Annotated in this window: 13 protein-coding genes; 7 read left to right on the top strand and 6 right to left on the bottom strand. The window is 71.0% G+C overall.

All coding sequences use genetic code 11. From position 1 onward, the window contains the following. Position 1: 1 nt before the first annotated feature. The gene (gene ku / locus ACZ5WK_RS00990) at positions 2-1,069 is read left to right on the top strand and encodes a non-homologous end joining protein Ku (protein WP_465543647.1); all 1,068 of its coding nucleotides are present in this window, start codon (positions 2-4) and stop codon (positions 1,067-1,069) included. Between the two features lie 43 nt (positions 1,070-1,112). Further along, a complete protein-coding gene (locus ACZ5WK_RS00985) occupies positions 1,113-1,394 on the top strand; it encodes a hypothetical protein (protein ID WP_465543645.1) in 282 nt (93 codons plus the stop codon). A gap of 50 nt (positions 1,395-1,444) precedes the next feature. On the opposite strand, the gene ACZ5WK_RS00980 is transcribed toward ACZ5WK_RS00985, so the two are convergent. From ACZ5WK_RS00980 to ACZ5WK_RS00970, 3 genes are all read right to left on the bottom strand, one after another. Next, positions 1,445-2,833, bottom strand: a complete 1,389-nt coding sequence (locus ACZ5WK_RS00980; protein WP_465543643.1) for an NADP-dependent succinic semialdehyde dehydrogenase — start codon at positions 2,831-2,833, stop codon at positions 1,445-1,447. Positions 2,834-2,958: 125 nt separating this feature from the next. Continuing rightward, positions 2,959-3,240 (bottom strand): DUF6158 family protein, encoded by a 282-nt coding sequence (locus ACZ5WK_RS00975; RefSeq protein WP_396323955.1) that lies wholly within the window; start codon positions 3,238-3,240, stop codon positions 2,959-2,961. A 496-nt stretch (positions 3,241-3,736) separates the two neighbouring features. After that, positions 3,737-4,561 carry an arylamine N-acetyltransferase family protein gene (locus ACZ5WK_RS00970; protein ID WP_465543641.1) on the bottom strand — a complete coding sequence of 275 codons (825 nt, stop codon included), beginning with the start codon at positions 4,559-4,561 and terminating at the stop codon, positions 3,737-3,739. A gap of 574 nt (positions 4,562-5,135) precedes the next feature. On the opposite strand from ACZ5WK_RS00970, the gene ACZ5WK_RS00965 reads away from it, so the two are divergent. From ACZ5WK_RS00965 to ACZ5WK_RS00950, 4 genes are all read left to right on the top strand, one after another. Next, positions 5,136-5,906, top strand: coding sequence for a 2,3-dihydro-2,3-dihydroxybenzoate dehydrogenase (locus ACZ5WK_RS00965; RefSeq protein WP_465543639.1), 771 nt, complete (start codon positions 5,136-5,138; stop codon positions 5,904-5,906). A gap of 19 nt (positions 5,907-5,925) precedes the next feature. Further along, positions 5,926-6,585 (top strand): isochorismatase family protein, encoded by a 660-nt coding sequence (locus ACZ5WK_RS00960; protein ID WP_465543637.1) that lies wholly within the window; start codon positions 5,926-5,928, stop codon positions 6,583-6,585. Positions 6,586-6,611: 26 nt separating this feature from the next. Continuing rightward, positions 6,612-8,489 (top strand): anthranilate synthase family protein, encoded by a 1,878-nt coding sequence (locus ACZ5WK_RS00955; protein WP_465543635.1) that lies wholly within the window; start codon positions 6,612-6,614, stop codon positions 8,487-8,489. A 65-nt stretch (positions 8,490-8,554) separates the two neighbouring features. Continuing rightward, positions 8,555-9,760, top strand: coding sequence for a 3-hydroxybenzoate 6-monooxygenase (locus ACZ5WK_RS00950; RefSeq protein WP_465543633.1), 1,206 nt, complete (start codon positions 8,555-8,557; stop codon positions 9,758-9,760). A gap of 92 nt (positions 9,761-9,852) precedes the next feature. Here ACZ5WK_RS00950 and ACZ5WK_RS00945 read toward each other — a convergent pair whose 3' ends face one another. The 3 genes from ACZ5WK_RS00945 to ACZ5WK_RS00935 form a co-directional block, all read right to left on the bottom strand. Continuing rightward, positions 9,853-10,056 (bottom strand): hypothetical protein, encoded by a 204-nt coding sequence (locus ACZ5WK_RS00945; RefSeq protein WP_465543631.1) that lies wholly within the window; start codon positions 10,054-10,056, stop codon positions 9,853-9,855. A gap of 101 nt (positions 10,057-10,157) precedes the next feature. Further along, positions 10,158-11,168 carry a hypothetical protein gene (locus ACZ5WK_RS00940; protein ID WP_465543629.1) on the bottom strand — a complete coding sequence of 337 codons (1,011 nt, stop codon included), beginning with the start codon at positions 11,166-11,168 and terminating at the stop codon, positions 10,158-10,160. Positions 11,169-11,426: 258 nt separating this feature from the next. Next, on the bottom strand, positions 11,427-12,656 hold the full coding sequence (locus ACZ5WK_RS00935) for a cytochrome P450 (protein ID WP_465543627.1): 1,230 nt from the start codon (positions 12,654-12,656) through the stop codon (positions 11,427-11,429). A 242-nt stretch (positions 12,657-12,898) separates the two neighbouring features. Between ACZ5WK_RS00935 and ACZ5WK_RS00930 the strand changes: the two genes are divergently transcribed. Continuing rightward, entirely contained in the window at positions 12,899-13,975 is a 1,077-nt protein-coding gene (locus tag ACZ5WK_RS00930; protein ID WP_465543625.1) for a hypothetical protein, read from the top strand. The last annotated feature ends 453 nt before the right edge of the window (positions 13,976-14,428 follow it).

Below are 14,428 nucleotides of genomic sequence, written 5' to 3'. Positions count from 1 at the left end.
CGTGCAGACCACGTGGAAGGGGACGATCAGTTTCGGGCTGGTCAGCATCCCCGTGCACCTGTACTCCGCCACCCAGGAGCACGACGTCCCGCTGCACCAGGTGCACGCCAGGGACGGCGGGCGGGTGCGGATGAAGCGGTACTGCGAACAGGAGGAGAAGGAGGTCCCGTACGCGGAGATCGCCAAGGGCTACGAGTCCCCCGACGGCCGCACCGTCACGCTCACCGACGAGGACCTCGCCGAGCTGCCGCTGCCCAGCAAGAAGATCATCGACGTGCTGGCCTTCGTGGACGCCGCCGAGATCGACCCGCTGATGTTCTCCAAGGCGTACTACATCGGCGTGGCCGACAAGGCCGCCGCCAAGCCGTACGCACTGCTGCGCGACGCGCTCACCGACTCCGGCCAGATCGCCGTCACCAAGATCGCCCTGCGCACGAGGGAGTCCCCGGCGGTGCTGCGGGTCCACGACGGCACGCTGGTGCTGCAGACCTGCATCTGGCCCGACGAGGTGCGGCCGGCCGCCGGGATCGCGCCCGAGGAGGCGGTGACCGTGCGGCCGCAGGAGCTGAAGATGGCGCGCTCGCTCATGGACACCCTCTCCGAGGACTTCGACCTCTCCCAGCTCCACGACGACTACCAGAACGCGCTGCAGCAGGTCATCGAGGCCCGGCTGCAGGGCGTCGAGGTGCCGCACGAGGAGGAGCCGGGCGAGGCGCCGGACAACGTCATCGACCTGATGGAGGCGCTGCGCAGCAGCCTCAAGGAGGCCAAGGGAGGGCACCGGCGCGGCCACGCGGCGGAGCCGGCCGGGGAGCCCGGGGCCGCGGAGCCCGGCGCCGAGGAGGTGGCAGCGGCCGAGGAGGAGCCCGCGGGGAAGCCCGCGCCCCGCAAGCGCGCACCCGCCGCCGGGAAGACCACCGCGGCCCGGAAGACCACCGCGGCCGGGAAGAGCACGGCGGCGGGGAGGGGCGCCGCGACCGGGACGGGCACCGCGGCGAAGAAGACCACGGCGGCCGCCGCCAGGAAGACCACCCCCAGGAAGTCCGCAGCTCCCCGCAAGGCCTCGTGAGCTGCTCACCGGCAGTCCCCCCGACGTCCGGAGGCGAACCCAGATGGACCTGCTGACCTACAAGGACCTCGACACCGGTCCCGACGCCCCGCAGCACCCGGGCCGGGCGCACCGCGCCTGGCACGGCCTGCTCAGCCTCAGCCCGACGGCCGTGACCTTCATGGTCGCGCTCTCGCTCGGCCTCGGTCTCGTCGGGGCCCAGGTGAGCTGGCTGCCGATGCTGATCATCTTCAGCATCGTGTGGGGCGCGACCCTGATCGCCCTGTGCGGCATGGTCGCGCGCTGGGTGACACCCGGCCCGGGCAAGCACCGAATGGCTGCCTGACCCGGCCCGGGCCGGAGTAAGGGGTGGGGGTACGGGGCGCCGGGCGGGAACTACGCCAGCCAGACCGTGGTCACGTTGCAGAACTCCCGGATCCCGTGCCCCGACAGCTCCCGCCCGAAGCCCGAGCGCTTGACCCCGCCGAAGGGCAGCGCCGGGTGCGAGGCCGTCATGCCGTTGAAGAACACCCCGCCGGCCTGGATGTCCCGGACGAAGCGCTCCTGCTCGGCCGGGTCGTCCGTCCAGACGTTGGAGCTGAGCCCGAACGGCGTGTGGTTGGCCCGCGCCACCGCCTCGTCCAGGTCGGCGACCCGGTAGACGGTGGCGACCGGCCCGAAGGTCTCCTCCTGGTCGATCCGCATCGCCGGGGTGATGCCGGTCAGCACGGTGGGCTCGTAGAACCAGCCGGCGTCCCGGCCCTCGGGGCGGCGCCCGCCGCACTCCACCCGGGCGCCGTGCGCCCGGGCGTCCTCGACCAGCTCCTCCAGGTCGGCCCGCCCCTGCCGGCTGGCCAGCGGGCCGACCTCGGTCGCCTCGTCCATCGGGTCGCCGACCGTCAGCGCCCGCATGGCCGCGGTGAACGCGGCGGTGAACGGCTCGTACACGTCCGCGTGGACGATGAAGCGCTTGGCGGCGATGCAGGACTGCCCGTTGTTCTGCGCCCGGGCCCGGACGGCGGTCTGCACGGCGGCGTCCAGGTCGGCGCTGGGCATGACGACGAACGGGTCGCTGCCGCCCAGCTCCAGGACGGCCTTCTTGACCTCGTCGGCCGCCGCCGCGGCGACGGCCCGGCCGGCCGGCTCGCTGCCGGTGAGCGTCACCGCGGCCACCCGGCGGTCGCGGATCACGCCCTCCACGGCGCCGGAGCCGATCAGCAGGGTCTGGAAGCAGCCCTCCGGGAAGCCCGCCCGGCGGAACAGGTCCTCCAGCGCCACCGCCGTCCGGGGCACGTTGGAGGCGTGCTTCAGCAGGCCCACGTTGCCCGCCATCAGGGCCGGCGCGGCGAACCGGACCACCTGCCAGAACGGGAAGTTCCACGGCATCACCGCGAGGACGACGCCGATCGGGCGGTAGCGGACGTAGGCGCGGGCGGCGCCGGAGTCGGCGACGTCGGCCGGGTCGGGGTGCTCGTCGGCGAGCAGTGACTCGGCGTTCTCGGCGTACCAGCGCATCGCCTTGGCGCACTTGGCGGCCTCGGCGCGGGCGGCGGCCAGCGGCTTGCCCATCTCCTCGGTCATCGTGCGGGCGGCGGCCTCCCGGTCCTGGTCCAGCAGGTCGGCGGCGCGGCGCAGCAGTTCGGCGCGATGGGCGAAGGAGGTGGTGCGGTAGGTGCGGAACGTCTCCTCGGCGCGGGCCAGCCGCTGTTCGAGGCCGGCGGCGTCCAGTGGTTCGAAGGTCTCCAGGGTCTCGCCGGTCGCGGGGTTGACGCTTGCGATGGGCATCGGTGGGCTCCCAGGTGTCCGTACGGGTGGTGGGGCTGGGCTCTGCCTCCACCCTGGCCGACTCCCGGCCCCCGGGCACGCCACCACCGCCCGGCGTGTCCCGCCGGGCGGTGCGGCGCCGACCGCTACTCCGGCAGCGACTCGACCCGGGCCGCCGCCTCCCTCGCCCGCGCGCCGGCCCTGGTCCGGGCCGCGGTGACCTGCCGGTTCGGGAACCGGTGCAGGAACTCCGCCTCCAGTTGCCCGGTCCGCAGGGTGTGGCGTTTCAGCGCCTCCTCCGACCCGTACAGAAAGGTCTCGTGCCGGGTGCGGTGCAGCTGCTCCAGCTCGTGCAGCAGCGTGTCGTTGCCCAGGGCGTGCGGGGAGATGCCCTCGGGCCTGGTGTGCGGGGCGGTCGCGTGCGGCATGTTCGTACCTCCTCGGCGGGAAGCCCCCCGAGTACCCGGTGCCCGCCGATCCGTACCGGTACACCTGTTCGGGCGGGGCGGCCGGTGCACCGGAGACGAAACAAGATGCCTCGTACGAGCCGGGCGGCAGCGTCATCTCCGTCGCGGCCGCCGGTCGCAGTGGTGTCGCTGGACGGCGGGCGGCTCGCGGCGGGCCTGGCGGCCGGTGCCGTCCGGCGGCCCCGGCTGTTGCTCGGCCTGCCGGCCGGGATGTGGGTGGGGGGTGTCCCGGCGGGCGGTGATGACCGGCTGCAACCTCGCCCGCCACGCTGTTCGCGAGCGTGCCGGGGGGGGGAGGGGTCCTCGGGCCGGCGCAGCTGCCGGCGGTGGCCTTCCTCGGCGGTGTCGCCTCGGCGGAACCCTCCAGGACCACGCATATGCCGGTTGACGTGGCCGGATGATCCATCTGCACCCACAGCGGCGGTGATCCGTCACCCCCACCACGCTGCCGGAGGGCTCACACGGGCAGGTGGAGACCCGCGGGGAGCTCGATGCCGAAGACGTCGGCGAGAACCGCTCGCACCTCCTCCTCGCCGCCCAACTTGCGCTTGCTGACGGCTCCTTCGATGCGCTGCTCCACCAGGACCCGGTCGGTCAGGGCGGTGTGGGCCTCCGGGGAGGTGATGTGGACGTGCATGAGTCGGCGGGCGGGAGAGCGCGGGTTGGTGGCGATGTGCCAGTTGAGGACCGCGATGTCGACCGGCTCGAAGGGCTCCAGGGTGAAGAAGTACTGCGTCTCCCAGTTGCCGTCCCGTCGGGAGCGGAGGACCCAGCGGTCGCTCGGTCCGGCCTGCGATTCGAGATCCAGGCGCAGCTCACGGCCGAACTGGCGGAACCCGGTGCACGGTCGGAGGGGAACGGCCTCCAGCAGTCCACCTTCGAGGCCGAAGCCCACGTCGGCCACGAAGGGCGTCTCCTCACCCGGCACGTCCACCGACAACAGCATGTGGGTGCGGGGTAACACCTTGCCGCTGGCTCCGGCGACGACCCGGCCGGTCAGGATGGTGACGGTGAACCCGATCTCTCTCAGAGCCGCCGCGAGCAGGGTGTTGTGCTCGTAGCAGTAGCCGCCACGGCGTCCGTGCACCATCTTTGCCTGGAGATCGGTCAGTTCGAGTGACGGGACGGAGCCCATCAGGGGGTCGATGTTCTCGAACGGAATCCCCATGGCGTGAGCCCGGTGGACCGAGCGCAGTGTGGCGGCGTCGGTGCGTGGCTCGCCGGTCCAGCCGATCCGGCGGAGGTAGGAGTCAAGGTCGAACTGGTGGGTGGCGGTGGCCATCTGGTCGTCCTTCTGTGTCTGGGGTCTGGTCTTTCAGGCCCTCCGGACCGGTCTAGCGGTCCGTATGCCTCCCGAATGCGGAACTCCCGAAATGTGGCACTCGGCCGATCGTCAGGTCAAGCAAGGTTCAATTCTCCTTAAGTGGCCGTTGTCGTTCCGGTATTGAGCGGTATTGGTCGATCGGGAACGCCGTCCGGGTGGCTTGCGGGGCGGGACGGTGTCGTTCCAACCGCCGTGGAATTTTTGATACAGCCTGCCGGTACGGGCTTCTCGACCGCACCCTGATCTGGAACCAGGCCCAACGCCTCCACGTACTCCGCGAGTCCGGGACCCACGACAACGAGCACCGGCAACGCCGAACACCGGGACAAGCCCGCCGCCAGCCCGAGTGACTCCGGCATCTGTCACGGAGTGTGTCTCGGACGCGGTCGACCTGCCGCATCGGCGGCAAGTGCCCGAGCTTCTGCGACCAGTGGTCCAACCCGCATCAGACCATCGAGGTGGCCTCGGCCCGGCGGGGCCGACTCCTCGCCGTTGCCATCCAACTTACTTACATCACAAGGAGTCTGGGCCCGTGAAAGGAACCATCGCCCTGGTCACCGGAGCGGCCGGCGGCATAGGGCAGGCCGTCGTCCGGTTGCTTGCCGAGCGCGGAGCGAAGGTCGCCGCTGTGGACCTCGACGCGGAGCGGATCGCCGCCACAGCCGCCACTCTGCGCACGGAGGGCCTCATGGTGACCGGCTTCGCCGCTGACGTCACCTCGAGCTCCGCCGTGGATGAACTGGTCGACGAGGTCGAGACCAGGCTCGGCCCGGTGTCGCATCTGGTGAACGCCGCCGGTGTGCTGCGTCTCGGCCAGGCCCGCGCCCTGTCCGACCAGGACTGGAACGCCACGTTCGCCGTGAACGCCACCGGTGTGTTCCATGTGTCGCGCGCCGTGGTCAACCGCATGATCCATCGCGGCGCCGGCGCCATCGTCACCGTCGCATCCAACTCCGCAGGCACCGCGCGCGCCGAGATGGCCGCCTATGCGGCGTCCAAGGCCGCCGCGACCGCGTTCACCAAGTGTCTGGGCCTCGAAGTGGCGCACCGGGGCATCCGTTGCAACGTGGTGGCCCCCGGCTCCACCGACACCATGATGCTGCGCGGCATGCACACCGCCGATACCGCCGCCAAGGCGTCGATCGCGGGCAATCCGGAGCAGTACCGGGTTGGCATACCACTGGGCAAGGTGGCCCGCCCCGAGGACATCGCGCGGACCGTCGCCTTTCTGCTGTCGGACGAGGCCGGGCACATCACGATGCACGAACTGACCGTAGACGGTGGAGCCACCCTCGGTGTCTGAGAACGAAAGGAACCGGCCCTTGCCCGGCATCCCTCCTATCCAGCCGTACTCGCCGCCCACCGCGGAGCAGCTCCCCGAGAACACGGTCGACTGGCAGCCGGACCCCCGGCGCGCGGTGCTGCTCCTGCACGACATGCAGGAGTACTTCCTCAAGCCGTTCCCGCGCAGCACCGAACTCGGCCGGGCCCTGGTGGACAACACGGCGCGGCTGCGCACGCGGGCCAGGGAACTGGGCATCCCCGTCGCCTACACCGTGCAGCCCGGCGGCATGACGCCCGAACAACGCGGACTCCTCAAGGACTTCTGGGGCCCCGGTATGCGGGCCACGCCGGAGCACCGCCGGGTCGTCTCGCCGTTGGAGCCCGACGACGGCGACTGGACATTCACCAAGTGGCGCTACAGCGCCTTCTTCAAGACCGACCTGCTGGCCCGGATGCGGGAGCAGCGCCGCGACCAGTTGGTCATCTGTGGCGTGTACGCGCACGTGGGCGTCCTGATGACCGCCGTGGAGGCGTACACGAACGACATCCAGCCGTTCCTGGTGGCCGACGCGGTCGCCGACTTCTCCGCCCAGTACCACCGGCAGGCACTCACCTACGCCGCCGAACGCGCCGCCAAGGTCCTGACGGCCCAGGCGGTACTGACCGGGCTGAACGCAGCCACCACCGCGACGCACTGAGCGCGCCCGAAGGCGAAAGGATCCCCATGACAACGCAGGACGGCATGCTGCTGCTGTCGCGCATCCTCGACGGCTCAACGGAAGCCTTCGCCCTGCTGCACCGTCCTGAGGCAGCAGGAGACGACGCTCTCGAGGTGCTGGTCGGTGAGATGACCCAGGTCGGTACGATCGCCGAGCTCGAACTCGACGAGACGCCGGAGGCCGGCACCCGCCAGGAACTGCTGGTGCTCATCCCCTATCGGCAGCTGGCCGAACGCGGCTTCGCGGCTCCGGACGACGGCCGGCCGCTCCTGGCGATGCGGGTGGGCGAGCAAGCCTCGCTCTCGTTGCGCGACAACCTGGGACTGCTGCCGAACCATCCGGTGAAGGTGACCGACGACCACTTCGACATCGACGACGACACGTACGCCGAGACGGTGCGTCGCATCGTCTCCGACGAGATCGGCATGGGCGAGGGCGCCAACTTCGTGATGAAGCGGTCCTTCGTCGCCCAGCTGCCGGACTTCGGCGTGCCGGACGCGCTGTCGTTCTTCCGCCGTCTGGTCGAGCGGGAGACGGGCGCGTACTGGACGTTCCTCATCCACACCGGCGAGCGGATGTTCGTCGGAGCCACTCCCGAGCGGCACATCAGCGTTCGCGACGGCCGTGCGGTGATGAACCCCATCAGCGGCACCTACCGCTACCCCGAGTCCGGCCCGGACCTCGACGGCGTGCTGGCCTTCCTCGCCGACACGAAGGAAGCCGACGAGCTGTACATGGTGGTGGACGAAGAGCTGAAGATGATGGGCCGGATCTGCCCCGAGGGCGGCCGTGTCATGGGGCCGTACCTCAAGGAGATGGCGCGTCTGGCGCACACCGAGTACTTCATCGAGGGCCGCACCGACCACGATGTGCGCGACATCCTGCGCGAGACCCTGTTCGCGCCGACGGTGACCGGCTCCCCGCTGGAGAGTGCCGCCCGGGTCATCAGCCGCTACGAGCCGGCCGGGCGCGGCTACTACAGCGGGGTGGCCGCCCTCATCGGGCGCGATGCCGCGGGCGGGCGCACTCTGGATTCCTCGATCCTGATCCGGACCGCCGACATCGACTCGGCCGGAGTGATGCGGATCGGGGTGGGCGCGACACTGGTGCGCCACTCCGACCCGGCCTCCGAGGTGCAGGAGACCCGCGCCAAGGCCGCGGGGCTGCTGGCGGCGCTCGGCGGGGTCGAACCCACTCGGTTCGGGTCGCACCCCGCGGTACGCGAGGCACTCGACGCGCGGAACGACGGCATCGCGCGTTTCTGGCTGAAGGACGCGGCCGATCCCGGCCGGCGCACCGGCCCACTGGCCGGACGCAAGGTCCTGGTGGTCGATGCCGAGGACACGTTCACCCAGATGATCGCGCACCAGATCCGTTCGCTGGGCTGCGAAGTGGACATCCGCCGCTTCGACGAGCCGTACGACTTCGACGCGCACGACCTGGTGGTCATGGGCCCGGGGCCGGGCGACCCGCGGGAGACGACACACCCGAAGATCGCTCATCTGCGGTCGGCGGCGGCCCGGCTCCTCGACGAGCGGCGGCCTTTCCTCGCGGTGTGCCTGAGCCATCAGGTGCTCAGCACGTTGCTCGGCCTGGACCTGGTGCGCCGGGTGGTGCCCAACCAGGGTGCCCAGCACGAGATCGACCTGTTCGGCAAGGCGGAGCGGGTGGGCTTCTACAACACCTTCGCCGCCCGGTGCGCCGCGGACTCCTTCGAGCACCCGGTGCACGGCAGGGTGGAGGTCAGCCGGAACGCGGCGACGGGCGAGGTACACGCGCTGCGGGCAGCCGGGTTCGCCTCGATGCAGTTCCACGCCGAGTCCGTCCTGACCGTGGCCGGGCCGAGCATCATCGGCTCGCTGCTCCAGGAGGTGTCCGGTTGAAACGTCCGTCGCCGGCCCTCGCCCGACAGTGACACACCATCAACCAGGAAGGAATGTGACGAACCATGGCACACGTCATCATCGCGGGAGGCGGCGTCGGCGGGCTCGCGACGGCGCTGTCGCTGGCCCGGTTCGGACACCGCGTCACCGTGCTCGAGCGCAGCGGCACCTTCGCCGAGATCGGCGCCGGCATCCAGCTCGGCCCCAACGCCTTCCACGCTCTCGATCGCCTCGGCGTCGGCGAGAGCGTGCGCGAACGCGCGGTATTCATCGACGAGTTGCGTTTCATGGACGGCACCACCGGCGAGAAGGTCGCCGCCATGGAACTGACCGGCGCCTACCGGGAGCGGTTCCGCAACCCGTACGCGGTGGTGCACCGCGGCGACCTGTACCAGCCGCTGCTCACCGCCTGCCAGGAGCTGGGCGGCGTCGAGCTGCACGCCGACGCCGCGGTGCAGAGCTACGAGCAGGACGCCGCGGGCGTCACCGTGCGCACCGCCGACGGGAGGGCCTTCCGTGGCGCGGCCCTGATCGGCGCGGACGGCATCCGCTCCACTGTGCGCGCGGCGATGCTGGGCGACGGCGAACCCCGCGTCTCAGGTCACACCATCTACCGCTCGGTGATCCCGATAGAGAAGGTGCCGGAGGAGCTGCGCTGGAACACGGTCACGCTGTGGGCCGGACCCAAGTGGCATTTCGTGCACTACATCATCGGCGGCGGCAAATACCTGAACCTCGCGGTCACCCGCGACGACGGGGCGACCGTTTCCGTCGCCGGGCAGGAAGCCGAACGCGACCACGTACTAGGTCAGTTCCCCGGAATCGGCGCTACCGCCCGTCGTCTGCTCGAACTCGGCGAAGGGTGGCGCACCTGGGTGCTGTGCGACCGTGACCCGGTTCGGACCTGGACCGACCGGCGCGTCGCCCTGGTCGGCGACGCCGCCCATCCCATGCTGCAGTACGCGGCCCAGGGCGCCTGCCAGGCGCTGGAGGACGCCGTGGTCCTTGGCGACCTGCTCGACGGGATGGGCGAGGACGACGCCGTACAGCGCCTGGAGAAGTTCAACGCCGTACGCCATGAACGCGCGGGGCGCACCCAGCTGGTCGCCCGGCGCATGGGCAGCGAGCTGTACCACCCGGCCGGTGGGCCGGCCAGGGAGCGCAACGCCATGCTCTCCGCGCTGACGCAGACGGAGATGCACGACAAGGTTTCGTGGCTGCACGGTGACCGTGATTTCACCGACAGCGGCCTCGGGGGAACCGTCGAGTAGGGCGCGTCGGCTGCCCGCGGGGGAGTCTGGGGGTGCCGACAGATCATCCGGCAGGGGTTGAGGCGTCCGACAGGTGCCGGCCGTCCACCGGATCACGACCGGCGCGAGACCGACTGCTGTGGGTTGATGACGGCCCGATACGCGCGATGGTGGCCTATCACCTGCATGAACAGCTGCTTGGAAGCTGCCGCGGCGTCCGCCCGGGCTGTCCCGTCGAGCACCGTCGGTATGACCGGTGCGGCCAGGAACAAGAGAGCGACGCAGCCGAGCAGGCGGCGCCGTCCGGTCGTGAGCACGGGCCCTCCTGCAGGAGAAAGCCCCTGTTGGGGCCGTTGGTGAATGCGAAATCGCCAACCCGCCCACCTGGGGAGGCGCCGGCACCTCCCCAGGAGTCCGGCTATTCGGGTTGCGTCGCTTCCACGGCGCTGGAACAGACCGGGCGGGTGCGGGCGGCGTAGGAGCGGGCGGCCACGATGAGGCCGATGCCCAGACCGCCGAATGCCAGGCCGCCGAACTCGACCATCCAGATGACCCCCGAGCTGGTGGTGAACGGCGGGGACGGCTTGATCTCGGGCAGCACGCCGACAGCCATGAGCGGGGCCATGATGGAGAGGACGGCCCCGTACATCGTCAGAGGGATGCCGGTCAGCCAGGCCGGAATCAAGGGCAGCAGGCGCGGGACCCGTCGTCCGGACAGGAACAGCGTCCAGCGGGGGAACACCTGCCCCCACACGTACAGCAGCCCCAGCAGCAGGAAGATCCCGAGCATCGCGGCCAGCACGGTCACGTCGATCCCCGCCGACGCGGTTGCCTTCGACGGCCCCGACGCGCCGACGCTCGACGTCCTCTGCCAGTCATCGCCCGCTACGCCGAGCGCGTTGCCGCCCAGCGTCCAGATGGTCTTGGCTCCCGCCCACGGCAAGAGTCCGCTCATGAGCAGGTACACGACGACGAGGGTCCGCCTCGGAGCTCGGGAGGCGGCTGGGTGGGCAAGCGGGCCGTCGGCTGCGCCGGCGTGAGGCTGCCCGCATCGCGGGCAGTCTCCGCGTAGCCGTCGACGGTACGACAAACCGACGAGGAGCAGGAGGGCGGCGCTTGCCGTGCTCAGGAGCACCTGGGCCAGCCCGGTGGCGCTCTCGATCCCCGAGAGCGTCGCAATCGTCACGAAATAGATCGGCAGGCCGTTCATTCCCACGACGAACACCGGGAGCGCCACGATCAGCGCCGTCGCCACCGCAACCCGGCCGACCCCGGCGAGCGTTCGGGTGCTGGCCAGGCAGGCGGCGCCGGCCAGGAGTGCGAGGGCTGCCAGGAAGAGCTGGACCCCCGGCGCGTACGAAGCGTGTTCCTTCCATTGCACGGTGGTGCCCGTCGCCACCCAGATGACCTCTACGGCGGCGTACAACACGCCCCAGGATGCGGCTGCCACGGGCGCCCACACGGGCCACCGTCGCCACCACGACATCCGCCCCGGGCTCGGGGTCGGTGGCCGGGGAACGCCTCCTGCCTTCGAGTCCGTAAGAACAGCCACCGTGACCTCCATACCGTCGGAATGCGCATGCACGTCAAGACTTCCCGCCGGCCGCGACGTTCACATCCGTCGAGCGGATCATCCGCCTCCCCCGCGCGGGGGAGGCGGGATCGTGGGTGTCGGCCCGGTGGAGGATCACGGTGCGGTGCGCCTGGTCAGGGTGAGCGGCATCGAGGTGAAGCCCCAGATCAGGTTGGATTCCATTCGTTTCGGAGTACCGCGCAGTGTGGCGGTGGCCGCGCGGGCCGTGAACTCCTCGAAGAAAATCGAGAGTTCGCTGGTGGCCAAGGCCGATCCGAGACAGAAGTGCGTGCCCTGCGCGAAGGCCAGGTGGCGGTTCGGGGAGCGGGTGATGTCGAAGCGGTCGGGCTGCGGGAACACCGCCTCGTCGCGGTTGGCCGCCGGCAGCCACACCGCCACCTGGTCACCCGGGCGGATCGAGTGGCCGCCGAGGACCGCTTCCTGCCGCGCGGTGCGAAGCACGTGCAGGGCGGGACTGGTGAATCGCAGGATCTCCTGTACGGCGGAGGAGATCAGACCGGGATCCTCCCGCAGCAGGTCCCACTGCTCCGGTTGCTGGATGAACGCCAGCAGTCCGCCGACCGTGGCATGGCGGGTCGTCTCGTTGCCGCCGGAGATCAGCCCGTTGCAGTTGAGCAGGATCTCCTCGTCGGTGAGAGGGGCGCCGTCCACCAGGCCGTGTGCCAGGGCGCTGACGATGTCGTCCTGGGGGTCGCGCCGTCGTTGCCGCAGCAGGTCGTCGTAGTAGACCAGGAGTTCGGTGTGCGCCTCGGCGACGGTGTTCCGGTCGGTGCCGCCGGCTTCGTCGGCGCCGAACGCGATCATGGTGAGCTTGAGCATGAAGTCCCAGTCGGCCCTTGGGACACCGAGCATGTCGGCGATGACCGAGACCGGAAGGCGCGCCGCGACCTGGGTGAAGTCGACGTCGCCCTGATCGAGTGCGGCCTCGATCACCTCGACCGCGGTCAGCCGGATGTTGTCCGTCAGTCGCTGGACCATGCGGGGCGTGAAGGCGGAGTTGATGACCCGCCGGATCCCGCCGTGCCGGGGCGGATCGGTGACGATGAGCATCTTTCCGGCGGCCGCCGCGTTGGCGACCGGGTCCGCGTCGAGCCGCATTCCTCCCGTGGAGGAGAAGGTGGCGCTGTCCTTGAGGACCTGGGTCGCCAGGTCGTGGCTCAGGACCGACCAGAAGTCGGCGGACCTGGGCCTCCGGGTCAGGAAGACCGGCTGGGTCCTGCGGAGCCTGGTCCAGACCTCCTCGATTCCCTCCTCGGTGTACCGGTGGGGATCGGACAGGTCAGGGGTGGCGCTGCTGAGCAGCGCGTCGGTCATGTCGGTCATGTTTCCGCCGTTTCGTGCGGGCTGCGGGATACCCGGCGGGGCCGCGGACTCGACGGGCTGCACCATCCTGGCCCGCCCGGCCCGGCGCGGCCGCGGCCGATTCGAAGAATTGAGTATGTGTCACACGGGGCCCGTCGAGGCGGGGAGCGGTCCCGGTTTCGACTTTTCGAAGCGAACTTCCGTGCGGGCACGGCGAACTCGTAGGGTGCACGGGACCTAGGCGGCACAGGTGGGGAGCTGGCATGACGACGAGCGAGTGGGGCGGCGGCTTCCCCGGTCCCCGATCCACGCGGCACCGCCGCGGACGGTCGCGGGGCCGGACGGCGCTCGCGATGGCCGGCTGCGCCGCCACGTTCGCGGTGAGCGCGCTCGTCCGCCGCCGCGGTCCCGGGACGGATCCCTACCCGGGCGAGCGGCTGGTGAGGGGAGCGTCCGTCGTCGGCGGGCTGGCTCTCGGCGCGGCTCTGGCGGGGGACCCGGCGATTCCCCAACGCGTGGGTCGTGTCGCCAAGTTCGGGGCACTCGGCGCGGCCGCCGGGCTCGCCCAGGGCGGCAGCCATGTCCTCTTCGACCTGTTGGGCGCGCTTTTCCGCCGCGCGATCGGCCCGGCGGACCCGGATGCTCCCGGCGCCGACCCAGGCCGTGTCGCGGTCCGTTCCCTCGCGCTCGGTTCCGCCGCGCTGGCTTTGTCAGCCGCCGGACGACAGGACGCGGACGGAGTACCACCCTGCGTGCGATGTGGGCGCCCGGCCCCCGACGGCCGCCTGCGGGCGCCGTCGTGGAGCGGCTACGCGGCCGTCGCGCTGTCCCTGCCCTATCCAGTGGTCAAGCTGGCCTGGGAGTGCGGCAGTGATATGGGGATGACCCAGCCCGAGGTGATCCACAACATCCCCGGTGGATGGGTACCCGTTCTGCCCGCGCTGGCCGGGTCCGTGCTGTCGCTGGCACTCGTACAGCCCTGGGGCCGGGTCTTCCCGCGATGGGTGCCCGTCGTCGGCGGCTCCCGCGTGCCGCGCCTCCTGGTGTTGGGACCGGCTTGCTTCGGCACGGCCCTGCTGGCCCAGGTGGGGCCGGCGGCGTTCATGTCGGCTGTGCGGCAGTACTTCGGCCCGCAACAGGCGTCCGCCGACGACTTCGGGCTGCGTCCGTGGGTCCCCTTGACGTTCTACACGTCCTGGTTGCTGTGGGGTGCCGCGCTCGGCGCCGCCGCCTGGGAGTACCACCGGACGACCGCGGGCTGCCCCGCCTGTGCGCTCGGGCACGGGGCAATCATGCGCCCGGTGCCCCGTCCGCGGCCCGTCGGCGGTTCGTCTGCTTGAGCTTCTGCGGCGCTCCCGTCCGGGACCGGCAGGACACGGTGCCACTCGATGCGGAGCTGGAGCCGGAGCCGGTGTTGCTGTGCTGTCCGGGGCGGGAACGGCGGTTCACCACGCTCTTCGCCGCCGAGCGGGACGGTTTGGTCACCGATGCGGTGGTGCTGTGCGGTCGCTCGATCAGCGACCTCTGTGTGGCTGAGGCACAGCACACGGGCGCCTGGGGGCGGTCGACGTCGTGACCAGGACGGAGCGGCTCGGCGCCGGCGCCCGAGCACGTTGGTCGTATGGGCAGCCCCGCCGCCCGTCCTCCGTACCCGGCAGCTGATGGGGCGGGTCGATCAGGAGCAGAGTGGCGCAGACCTCATCGGATGGATGAGGAACTGTGGGGCGCGCCGGCCGCCTGCGGGCGAAGCTCGCGCGACCGCCTGATCCACATCCACGGAGCGGGTCGGGCCG

Source organism: Kitasatospora sp. NPDC032757, from assembly GCF_055579305.1.
The sequence above is the reverse complement of the archived record's forward strand: the minus strand, read 5'-3'. Positions and strand labels throughout refer to the sequence as shown.